This window comes from Streptomyces sp. NPDC002690, from assembly GCF_053592415.1.
Map to the genome: position 1 here is coordinate 1 of NZ_JBSFVR010000251.1, position 11,059 is coordinate 11,059.

The 11,059-nt window shown below is 70.9% G+C and carries 10 protein-coding genes; 4 read left to right on the forward strand and 6 right to left on the reverse strand.

Annotated elements, in window-relative coordinates; translation table 11 throughout:
* A partial coding sequence (locus ACWD3D_RS25830) for a DMT family transporter (protein WP_451463179.1) occupies positions 1-906 on the reverse strand: 906 nt, incomplete at its 3' end.
* A gap of 236 nt (positions 907-1,142) precedes the next feature.
* Here ACWD3D_RS25830 and glgA point away from each other — a divergent pair.
* Positions 1,143-2,312: a glycogen synthase gene (gene glgA, locus ACWD3D_RS25835; RefSeq protein WP_451463180.1), complete on the forward strand. Its 1,170-nt coding sequence runs from the start codon at positions 1,143-1,145 to the stop codon at positions 2,310-2,312.
* Positions 2,313-2,421: 109 nt separating this feature from the next.
* Positions 2,422-3,639 (forward strand): glucose-1-phosphate adenylyltransferase, encoded by a 1,218-nt coding sequence (gene glgC / locus ACWD3D_RS25840; RefSeq protein ID WP_451463181.1) that lies wholly within the window; start codon positions 2,422-2,424, stop codon positions 3,637-3,639.
* Between the two features lie 66 nt (positions 3,640-3,705).
* On the opposite strand, the gene ACWD3D_RS25845 is transcribed toward glgC, so the two are convergent.
* The 5 genes from ACWD3D_RS25845 to ACWD3D_RS25865 form a co-directional block, all read right to left on the reverse strand.
* Entirely contained in the window at positions 3,706-4,161 is a 456-nt protein-coding gene (locus ACWD3D_RS25845) for an ATP-binding protein (RefSeq protein ID WP_451463186.1), read from the reverse strand.
* 109 nt (positions 4,162-4,270) lie between these two features.
* Positions 4,271-4,714: a response regulator gene (locus ACWD3D_RS25850; protein WP_387366552.1), complete on the reverse strand. Its 444-nt coding sequence runs from the start codon at positions 4,712-4,714 to the stop codon at positions 4,271-4,273.
* Positions 4,711-6,336 (reverse strand): sensor histidine kinase, encoded by a 1,626-nt coding sequence (locus tag ACWD3D_RS25855; protein WP_451463182.1) that lies wholly within the window; start codon positions 6,334-6,336, stop codon positions 4,711-4,713. The genes ACWD3D_RS25850 and ACWD3D_RS25855 overlap by 4 nt, the downstream gene beginning before the upstream one ends.
* Positions 6,329-7,603, reverse strand: coding sequence for a PP2C family protein-serine/threonine phosphatase (locus ACWD3D_RS25860; RefSeq protein WP_451463183.1), 1,275 nt, complete (start codon positions 7,601-7,603; stop codon positions 6,329-6,331). The genes ACWD3D_RS25855 and ACWD3D_RS25860 overlap by 8 nt, the downstream gene beginning before the upstream one ends.
* Positions 7,604-7,740: 137 nt before the next feature.
* The gene (locus ACWD3D_RS25865) at positions 7,741-8,661 is read right to left on the reverse strand and encodes an RNA polymerase sigma factor SigF (protein WP_451463187.1); all 921 of its coding nucleotides are present in this window, start codon (positions 8,659-8,661) and stop codon (positions 7,741-7,743) included.
* 280 nt (positions 8,662-8,941) lie between these two features.
* Between ACWD3D_RS25865 and ACWD3D_RS25870 the strand changes: the two genes are divergently transcribed.
* Together ACWD3D_RS25870 and ACWD3D_RS25875 are read left to right on the forward strand one after the other, a co-directional pair.
* Positions 8,942-10,432: an SDR family NAD(P)-dependent oxidoreductase gene (locus ACWD3D_RS25870; protein WP_451463184.1), complete on the forward strand. Its 1,491-nt coding sequence runs from the start codon at positions 8,942-8,944 to the stop codon at positions 10,430-10,432.
* Between the two features lie 399 nt (positions 10,433-10,831).
* Positions 10,832-11,005: a hypothetical protein gene (locus ACWD3D_RS25875; protein ID WP_451463185.1), complete on the forward strand. Its 174-nt coding sequence runs from the start codon at positions 10,832-10,834 to the stop codon at positions 11,003-11,005.
* Positions 11,006-11,059 lie beyond the last annotated feature (54 nt).

Sequence of the window (11,059 nt, forward strand, 5' to 3'; positions counted from 1 at the left end):
GGAGGGCGGTTCCTCCTGCCGCTCCGCGGCCAGCCGCTGCGTCGTCAGCAGCACCAGCCCGGCCGCCGCGAGCACACCGCTCGCCAGCGCCAGCAGGGTGCCCACCAGCCCGAAGCGGAAGTGCTCCCCGAACAGCGTGAGCCCGACCACCGCGGCCACCACCGGGTTCACCACCGTCACCGTGGCCAGCGGCGCGGTCAGCCCCGCACCCCGGTACGCCGCCTGGGACAGCAGCAGCCCCGCGGCGGCGAACACCGCGATCACCACCAGCGACGGCAGCCCCTCCCCGAGCGCGCCCGACGTCCACTCCACCGCGACCGTCTTCGTGAAGACCGAGGCCATCCCGAACGCCACCCCCGCACCGGTCGCCAGCACCACGCTGCGCATCATCGGGCGCTGCGCACCCGGGGCGTGGGTCGCGAGTCCCGCCTGTCCGGCGGCGTCCGACACCCGCCCCAGCCCCTGACCCGCCAGGAAGAGCGCCGCGACCGCCCCGAAGGTCGCGGTCGCCAGCAGCAGTTGGTCGGCGCCACCCAGCGCGTGCGACTCGGAGCTCCCGGTGAGCGCCAGCAGACCGGCGAGTCCCACCGCCGCCATGACGGCCCCGCGCCACGCGGTGCGCCCCGCCGCCCGTCCGACGAACAGCGCCGCCATCGGCAGCGCGAAGACGATCGTGAGCGCCCCGAGCGGCTGCACGAGACTGAGCGGGCCGTAGGCCAGCGCCACCACGTGCAGCAGCGCCCCCGTGCCGTTGAGCCCCACGGCCGCCCACCAAGCGCCGTTGCGCAGCGGTGCGTACGAGCGCCCGTCGCCGCCGGAGGCCACCCGCTCCTGCACGATCGCCCCGGCCGCGTAGGCGACCGCGGAGACCAGGGACAGCAACACCGAAAGCACGAGGGAACTCATGTGACCACGATGTCCTCCACAAGCCGCCGAGTCGTCGTCCCAGAGAGGGCGATCCGGCGTACTGCCTCCGCAGTACGGGCAGGTGTGCGACGTCCTTCCTTCGACGGTAGCCCTCCTTCCCCGGGGCCGCCGGAGGAGATCCGCACCGCTACCCGGTGTACCCGCAAGGTGACGACGGCTCCACTGACACGTGACGGGGTCTTTCGCGTACGCGCCGCGTGAGTGACCATCAAGGCATGAGGGTCGGACTGCTCACCCGCGAGTATCCCCCCGGCGTGTACGGTGGCGCCGGCGTTCATGTCGAGTTCCTGGCGCGCGAACTACGGCCACTGGTCGATCTCGCCGTGCACGCCTGGGGCGAGCCCGACGGCCGGGAGGACGGTGTGCACTGGCACCGCCCGGCGCTCGGGGACGACGCCAACGACGCGTTGCGCGCGTTCTCGGTGGACCTGTCGATGGCCGCCGCGCTCGGCGACCGCGACCTGGTCCACTCGCACACCTGGTACACCAACCTCGCCGGCCACCTCGCCAAGCTCCAGCACGGCGTCCCGCACGTGGTCACCTGCCACTCGCTGGAACCGCTGCGCCCCTGGAAGGCCGAGCAGCTCGGCGGCGGGTACGCCCTCTCCGGCTGGGCCGAGCGCACCGCCCTCGCCTCCGCCGACGCGGTCGTCGCGGTGTCGCACGGCATGCGCGCCGACATCCTCGCCTGCTACCCGGAGCTCGACGCGGACCGGGTGCGGGTCGTCCACAACGGCATCGACACCCGTCTCTACGCCCCCGACCCCGGCACGGACGTCCTGCACCGCCTCGGCATCGACCCGGACCGGCCGTACGTCCTGTTCGTCGGGCGCATCACCCGCCAGAAGGGCGTCCCCCACCTGCTGCGCGCGGCGCGTCTGCTGGAGCCGGGCACCCAGCTGGTGCTGTGCGCCGGAGCCGCCGACACCCCCGAGCTCGCGGAGGAGTTCCGTCTCGCGTACGAGGAACTGAACGCCGGGCGCAAGGGCGTCCACTGGATCCCACAGATGCTCGACCGGCCCGACATCGTCCAACTCCTCACCCACGCGTCGGTGTTCGTCTGCCCATCGGTGTACGAGCCGCTCGGCATCGTCAACCTGGAGGCGATGGCGTGCGGCACCCCCGTGGTCGCCTCCGCCGTCGGCGGCATCCCCGAGGTGGTGGAAGACGGGCGTACGGGGGTACTCGTCCCCTACGACGAGAAGGCGCCGGACCTCTTCGAACTCCGGCTCGCCGAAGCACTGAACACGGTCGTCGGCGACCGGGCCGCGGCCCGGAGGATGGGTGCGGCCGGACGGCTGCGCGCCGTCGAGGAGTTCGGGTGGGACCGGGTGGCCGGCCGCACGGCGGAGCTGTACCGGGAGATCAGCGCGACGAACAAGTGACGTGACCACCGGCGGAAGCGACCGGGCAGGCGTGACCGGACAGACATGACCGGGCGGGCGTGACCGGACGGACCTGACCGGACAGGTGTGACCGGACAAAGGGGCGGCGATGCGCGGTGGACCTTCGGTGCTCGGAATCGTACTCGCGGGAGGGGAGGGCAAGCGGCTGATGCCGCTCACCACCGACCGGGCCAAACCGGCGGTGACGTTCGGCGGCACGTACCGGCTGGTGGACTTCGTGTTGTCCAGTCTGGTCAACGCGGACGTGCTGCGCATCTGCGTACTGACCCAGTACAAGTCGCACTCGCTGGACCGGCACATCTCCACGACCTGGCGGATGTCCAGTCTGCTGGGCAACTACGTCACCCCGGTGCCCGCACAGCAACGGCTGGGCCCGCGCTGGTACTTGGGCAGCGCGGACGCCATCCTCCAGTCGCTGAACCTGGTCCACGACGAACAGCCGGACTACGTGGCCGTGTTCGGTGCCGACCACGTCTACCGCATGGACCCGCGCCAGATGCTGGCCCAGCACATCGACAACGGGGCGGGTGTCACCGTCGCCGGGATCAAGGTGCCGCGCGCGGAGGCGTCCGCGTTCGGGATCATCACTCCGGGCAGCGACGGCACCCAGGTCGAGAGGTTCCTGGAGAAGCCCACCGACCCGCCCGGCCTGCCCGGCGACCCCGACCGGGTCTTCGCCTCCATGGGCAACTACCTCTTCAGTACGAAGGTCCTGGTGGACGCGTTGCACCGGGACGCCGAAGACCCGCACTCGGTCCACGACATGGGTGGCTCGATCCTGCCGATGCTCACCGCGCGCGGACAGGCCCAGGTCTACGACTTCGACGAGAACCACGTGCCCGGCGAGACGTCCGTGCAACACGGCTACTGGCGCGACGTGGGCACGCTCGACGCCTACTACGACGCCCACATGGACCTGCTCTCCGACAGACCGGCCTTCAGCCTCGACAACCGCCGCTGGCCCATCTACACCCACGCCGGTCCGCTGCCGCCCGCGCGGATCGTGGCCGGCGGGATCGCGAGCGAGTCGGTCATCAGCCCCGGCTGCGTGATCCGAGGCCAGGTCGCCCGGTCGGTACTCTCGCCCGGCGTCGTCGTCGCCGAGGGGGCCGTCGTCCAGGGGTCGGTGCTGCACGACAACGTGCGGGTGGGGCGCGGGGCCATCGTGCGGGGAGCGATCCTCGACAAGAACGTCGACGTGCCCCCCGGAGCGGCGATCGGCGTCAACCAGGAGCGGGACCGGGAGTTCTACACGGTCTCCGGCAACGGTGTCATCGCCCTGGGCAAGGGCCAGCCGGTGCGCTGAGGAGCGGCCCGGCGCGTCCGGGCCGAGCCCGCCGGTCCAGGAGCCGAGGCCTTCGGTGGCCGAGGTTCAGGAGCCGAGCCGGAACTCGGCCCGGATGCGCTTGCCCACCGGAACGGCTTCCGCCGTCACCCGGTCGCAGAGCGCCACCACGATCTCCATGCCGTGCCCGCCGAGCCGCGAGGGGTCGGGGGAGTACAGCACCGGCAGCGCGGTGCTGCTGTCGTAGACCGTGACGCTCACGCGCTCGGCGGTGCCCTCCAGCTCCAGGAGGTACGGGCCGTGGCTGTAGCGGTCCGCGTTGGTGACCAGCTCGCTGACCGTCAGCATCAGATCGCTGCGGGTATGGGTCCCGAGCGGGGCGAACCACTCGGCCGCGAGCCGGTTGAGGAACCGGTCGGCCAGGGCGCGCGCCTGGGCGATGCACCCGGGCTCACCGTCGAAAACCTCCGCCGTGAGCAGTACGTCGGTACAGGGGATGCCCGGTCCGGGTACGTCCGGCAGCGAAGCGGCCTGTTCGTTCATGTGCTCCAGCCAGGGCCCGGCGAGGGAGGTGAGAGTCGTTGTCACGGGAGCCGTCTACCCGGGGCGGGGCATCCCACTCCTGGTGATTTCCGGAAATCCTCTCCCGGGCTCACGTACGCCCCGGAAGCCGTACCACCGTCACGAAGAACTCGTCGATCTGCCGGACCGCCGCGATGAACTGGTCCAGGTCGACCGGCTTGGTGACGTAGGCGTTGGCGTGCAGTTTGTAACTGCGCAGGATGTCCTCCTCGGCGGAGGACGTCGTCAGCACCACCACCGGGATGGTGGCCAGCTCCGCGTCGCTCTTGATCTGCTCCAGCACCTGACGGCCGTCGTACTTCGGCAGATTCAGGTCCAGCAGGATCAGGTCCGGCCGCGGAGCCCCGGCGTGCGGGCCGCGCCGGTAGAGGAAGTCCAGCGCCTCCTGCCCGTCGCGCACCACGTGCAGGGTGTTGCGGATCTTGTTGTCCTCGAACGCCTCGCGCGTCATGAGCTCGTCGCCGGGGTCGTCCTCCACCAGGAGAACCTCGATCGGCTGTACGGAACTGGTCACGTGGCATCTCCCGACGGGGCGGCGAGCAGGGCGGGAGCGAGAAGCTCCGCCGTGGTGTGCGTGGGGGCATCAGGACTGACGGGCAGGGTGAAGTGGATCAGCGTACCCTCACCCGGCTCCGGGTCCAGCCAGATCCGGCCCCCGTGGAACTCGATGATCTTGCGGCAGAGCGAAAGCCCGATGCCGGTGCCGTCGTAAGCGTCCCTGGCGTGCAGCCGCTGGAAGATGATGAACACCTTGTCCGCGAACTCCGGCGCGATGCCGATGCCGTTGTCCGCCACCGTGAAATGCCACAGCTCGTCCTCACGGACGCACCCCACCGTGATCCGGCACCGTACGTCCTCGCGGCGGAACTTCACCGCGTTGCCGATCAGGTTCTGCCACACCATCGCCAGCGTCGTGGAGTCGCCGAGGATCTCGGGCAGCTCTTCCTTCCGGACGATCTCCGCGTCCGCGTCCTCGATCGCCAGCGTCAGATTGGCGAGCGCGCGGTCGAGCCCGCGCTCCATGTCCACCGGCTGCCAGCTCTCGTGCACCCGGCCCACCCGCGAGAAGGTGAGCAGGTCGTTGATGAGCACCTGCATCCGCTTGGCGCCGTCCACCGCGAAGTCGATGTACTGCTTGCCGCGCGCGTCCAAGTCGTTGCCGTAACGCTTCTCCAGCAGCTGGCAGAACGACGCCACCTTGCGCAGCGGCTCCTGGAGGTCGTGCGAGGCCACGTAGGCGAACTGCTCCAGCTCCGCGTTGGAGCGCCGCAGCTCCTCCGTCTGCTCGGCGAGCAGGGTCTCCCGGCTCTGGGACTCCGCGAGCTCGTCCACCAGCCGGACCCGCATGGACTCGACGGCCGTGGCCACCGAGCGCACGTCCGAGGGGCCGGGTACGTCGATCTTCCCCTCGTACGCCCCCGACCTGACCTCGTCCGAGGCGGCCCGCAGCCGGTTCAGCGGCCTGCCGACCACCCGGTGGAAGAGCAGGCTCAGCGCGATGACGGAGGCGAGGAAGCCGGCGATCAGCGCGAAGAGCACCCGGTCGCGGGTCGAGCGGGCGCCGTCGAGCCGCTCGCGGGCGTGGTCGCGGGCCTGGTCCAGGTGATCCTGCTGAATCCCGTAGAGACCGCGCAGCGCGTCGAACTCCGTCTTGCTCTGGAGCAGCGGGGCCGACGCCTCACCGGTGGGACCGCTGGCCCGCACCGCTCCGATCAGCGGCTCGGCCTGCGAGGTGCGCCACTTCTCGGCCGCCGACGCGATCCGGTCCAGGTCACCGGCGTACGGCTGCTCGGATCCGACCAGCTCCCGCACCCGGGCCAGCCGCTCCTTCTCGTCGCGCTGACCCTGTTTGTACGGCTCCAGGAACGAGTCGTCGCCGGTGAGCACGAAGCCCCGGACACCGGTCTCCTGGTTGAGCAGCGCGTTCTGGAGCTGGAAGGAGGCGGAGCGCGCCGGCTGGACCCGGTCGACCAGCTCCGTCGTCCGCGCGGACATCTCGTTGAGGACCACCGCGCCGATCACCAGGCACGTGACCACGACGACGACGAAGCCGCCCAGGATGAGGTGGACCCAGCTCTGCACGGACAGCCGTGAGGCGCCTCCAGCGCGTGTGGGCTTCCTCGTGGAGTCAGCCATCGTTTCCCACCTTTCCCCAGCTCAAATGCAGTACGGCCACGTCGTCGGCGAGCCCGCCGTAGGGCGCCGCCCCGGCGCTGGCCCCCGCCACTAGGGCGTCGATGAACGGCAGGGCCGCCAGCGACGAACAGCCCTGCGCCATCGCGAGGAGCCCCTCCTCGCCGAGGCGGCTGTCGGGGCCCGTACGCCCCTCGAAGAGACCGTCGGTGAAGAGCACCAGACTGCTGTCCGGGCCCAGCGCCAGTTCGCTCTCCGACCAGTGCCGGGCACCCGGCAGCAGCCCGAGCGCCATACCGGTCTCGGGCTCCACCCAGGAGACCGCGTTGCCCTCGCGCAGCAGCAGCCCCGGGTGACCGGCCCGCACGATGCCCACGCTCTTCCCGTCCGGCGGGAAGGTGAGCGTGGTGACCGTCGCGAAGAGGTGCGGGTCGGAACGCTCCGCCACCAGGATCTCTTCCAGAAGACTGGTCTGGTCGAGGGGGCTGGTGCCGCAGAGCACCGCCGTACGCCAGGCCACCCGCAGACACACCCCGAGCGCGGCCTCGGCGGCGCCGTGGCCCGACACGTCGCCTATGACCGCGTGCACCGTGCCGTCCGCGGTCTGCACCACGTCGTAGAAGTCACCGCTCAGCAGCGCGTGGACCCGTCCCGGCTCGTAACGGGCCACCGCCTCGAAGCGGTCGTCCCGCAACAGCGGCACGGGCAGCAGCCCCCGCTCCAGGCGGGCGTTCTCCTGGGCCATCTGCTGGTTGGCCCGCAACGCCGCCGAGGCCCGCTCCACCTGCTTGCGCTGAAGGGCGTAGCGGATCGCACGACCCAGAGTCTCCGGGTCGAGACGGCCCTTGGCCAGATAGTCCTGGGCGCCGTTGGCCACGGCCGAGAGGCCGGTGCCGGCCTCGGTCAGCCCGGTCAGCACCACGATGGCCGCGTCCCTGGACGCCTCCACGATCTGAGTCACGGCGTCGAGCCCGTGCACGTCGGGAAGGTGCAGGTCCAGCAACACACAGACGGGGGTGCGGCAGGTCCGCAGGAACTGTCGTGCCTCCGCCAGCGTCTTGCACCAGGTGAGCGCGGGGTCCAGGTCGCTGTCGGAGAGCATCTCCTCGACCAGGAGGGCGTCCCCGGCATCGTCCTCCACCAGAAGGATCACCGCGTCCATGCCCCATACGGAGCCGTCCGGCGCCGCGACGGCCGTCGTCTGCTGAGCGGGAACCGCGGCGGGTCCCGCCTGACGGACCGGTCCACCCCTCGTGGGCAGCTCGGTCACACTCCACCCCCTCGTAAGGAAGGCGCGGGTCGCCCCGCGCCGTGCCTGGAAGCATAAATGACCCACGCCCGGTGCCGGAGCGCCGGACGTGGGTCACGGGAAGGTCCGCCGGAACCCGTCCGGCGCCCGTTTCCCGGTTATGCCTCGACGGACATCCCGGCCCGCAGCCGCGCCACGATCCGGCTCAGCAGCCGCGACACGTGCATCTGCGAGACGCCCAGCTCGGCACCGATCTGCGCCTGGGTCATCTCCTGCCCGAACCGCATCTGCACGATGCGGCGCTCGCGGTCGTCGAGCTGCTCCAGCAGCGGCGCAAGGGTGTGCAGGTTCTCGACGGTCTCCATGGCGGGGTCGCGCTCGCCCAGCATCTCGGCGTAGGCACGCTGGTCCTGGCCGTCGTCGCTCTCGGAGGACGGGGTGTCGAGCGAACCGGCCGAGTAGCCGTTGGCGGCGACGAGACCCTCGATGATCTCCTCCTCGGAGAGGTCGAGGTGGGCCGACAGCTCCTTCACCGTGGGGTCACGGTCCAGCTGCGAGGAGAGCTGCTCCTTGGCCTTGGCCAGTTCCACGCGCAGCTCCTGGAGCCGGCGCGGCACGTGCACGGACCAGGTGGTGTCGCGGAAGAACCGCTTGATCTCGCCCACGATGTACGGCACCGCGAACGTGGCGAACTCCACCTCGCGCGAGAGGTCGAACCGGTCGATCGCCTTGATCAGACCGATCGTGCCCACCTGGATGATGTCCTCGGTGTCGTCCCCGCCCCGGTTGCGGAACCGTGAGGCGGCGAACCGCACCAGTGAGAGATTCATCTCGATGAGGGTGTTGCGCGCGTACTGGTGCTCGCGGGTGCCCTCCTCCATGGTCTGGAGGCGGTCGAAGAAGATCTTCGACAAAGCCCGCGCATCCTGCGGGGCCACCTTCCCGGCGTCCTCGATCCAGGGCAGTTCGTCCTGGTCGGCCCCCGTACCGACACCGGCAGGTGCCCGCGTTCCCGCCCGGTCGTGCCACGCCGCCGTCGCGGCGCCGGTCCCGGTGGTCCGCAGTGACATCGCCGTCATGGTGTCGCCCTCCCTGTTGCCGTAGCTGTCGGTCCGGCGTCTGCCCGGGGATCGGCGACTCATGCCTGCCGATTTCAGAAAGTTTCGCGGAGATCCCGTCGGCACGGTGGGCGGGCCGGCGGGTGGGCCGCGTCACGGCCCCCGGCCGTCCCTCGCCCCCGGCAGGTACGGAGCCCTTTGCACCCGGACGGGGGAGGCTCGCGCGCATGGCAGACTTGACCGGGTGTTTGGGCCCGCGACGACCAGTGGCCCGCGGGTCCAGGACGACAGAGGAAGCAGCATGACGGTGACAGAGGAAAGCCAGGGACTCGCGCCCGAGATCCCCGAGATCGAGGACTTCGGTCCCGGTATCGCTCCGGATCGGCTGGCCGTCTGCCTGAGCGTGCTGGACGAGCTCGACACCATCGACGTCGACCACCCGGACGCCATCAGGGTGCGACGCGCCACCGCCGGGATCTACCGGACCGTGAAGCAGCGCCGCCGCCAGGAGCGCCGCGCCGCCAAAACGGCCCACGACAAGTCGGTCACCGAGGCGACCGCCACCGGCTCCGCCGAGCGGATCGACGACGAGACCCAGGGAGTACTGCCCTCCTCCTCGGCGACCGCCGAGATCGCCGGCATCCTCCAGCGACCTCGGTCCTGCTACATCTGCAAGACCCGCTACACCGAGGTGGACGCGTTCTACCACCAGCTCTGCCAGGACTGCGCCCGTGAGAACCGGGCCCGGCGCGACGCGCGCACCGACCTCACGGGCCGCCGCGCGCTGCTCACCGGCGGCCGGGCGAAGATCGGCATGTACATCGCGCTGCGGCTGCTGCGCGACGGTGCGCACACCACGATCACGACCCGCTTCCCGAACGACGCGATCCGCCGCTTCAAGGCGATGCCGGACAGCGACGAGTGGATCCACCGCCTGAAGATCGTCGGCATCGACCTCCGCGACCCCGCCCAGGTCGTCGCGCTGGCCGACTCCGTCGCCGCCGAGGGCCCGCTGGACATCCTGATCAACAACGCGGCCCAGACGGTACGCCGTTCCCCGGAGGCTTACAGCGAGCTGGTCGCCGCCGAGTCGGCGCCGCTGCCCGCGGGGGCGCTGCCCCCGGCCGAGGTCATCGGAACCTTCGGCAGCGGCAGTGTCGACCGGGTGGCCGCGCTGCCCGCGGCCCGCAGGGAAGGGCTGACCGCCGACGACGTCACCGGTCTGGCGCTGGTCACCGGCTCCGCCTCACCGGCGCGCATCGCGGCCGGTACGGCCATCGACGCGGGCGGGCTCGTACCCGACCTGCACCACACCAACAGCTGGATCCAGACGGTGGAGGAGGTCGAGCCGATCGAACTCCTGGAGGTGCAGCTCTGCAACTCCACCGCGCCGTTCATCCTGATCAGCCGGCTGCGTCCGGCGATGGCCGCCGCCGCGGGCCGGGCGTACGTCGTGAACGTCTCCGCCATGGAGGGCGTCTTCAGCCGTGGCTACAAGGGCGCGGGCCACCCGCACACCAACATGGCCAAGGCCGCGCTGAACATGCTGACGCGCACCAGCGCCCAGGAGATGTTCGAGAAGGACCGCATCCTGATGACGGCCGTCGACACCGGCTGGATCACCGACGAGCGCCCGCACCCGGACAAGATGCGCCTCGCCGAGGAGGGCTTCCACGCCCCCCTCGACCTCGTGGACGGCGCCGCCCGTGTCTACGACCCGATCGTGCGCGGCGAAGCGGGCGAGGAGCTCTACGGCTGCTTCCTGAAGGACTACGCGCCCGCGGGCTGGTGAACACCGGGCGCCCGTGAAGACACGGGCGCCCACGCGGGGCCACAGGACGGCCGCACTCCGACCCGGGGTGCGGCCGTCCTGCCGTCGTCCCAGCCGTCCCCGGAGCCCCACCGCACCCCCGTTGAGCGGCTCCTTCTGGCCGAAAGTGACCCAAGGCACACGTTCTGTCGAGCGGGATGCCGCTCATTTGGTTACGCTGGGGCGAACGGACGGCACCGAGGAATCCGACGAAGCTTCCTCGATCGTCCTGGGACAGGTTTGCAACCAGACCGTCGTCCCGCCCCGTACCGGCGCCACCGCGACCGTATGTCCATGCCCTTGCCCCTGCCTGCGGCGGTCCACGGTGGAAAGCCGCGGTACCCCGGCTGCCGGGGGTTACGCGACGCTAAGGAGTGCGCGGTGACACCTGAACTGACGACCGACGAGAAGCGACCGGCCGAGCGAACCGGTGAACGGGCCCGGAGGCCCGAGAAGCTGCTGAACATCGAGGTCTGGGCCAGGTCGGCTCCGATCCGGCTGGCCGGATACGAGGACGACCTCGCCGAGCCGCACATCCTGCCCGGCATCGACTGACCGCATCCCGTCGCCCGCCGCGCGAGAGCCCGGTCCCTCCCGAGGGGAGGGACC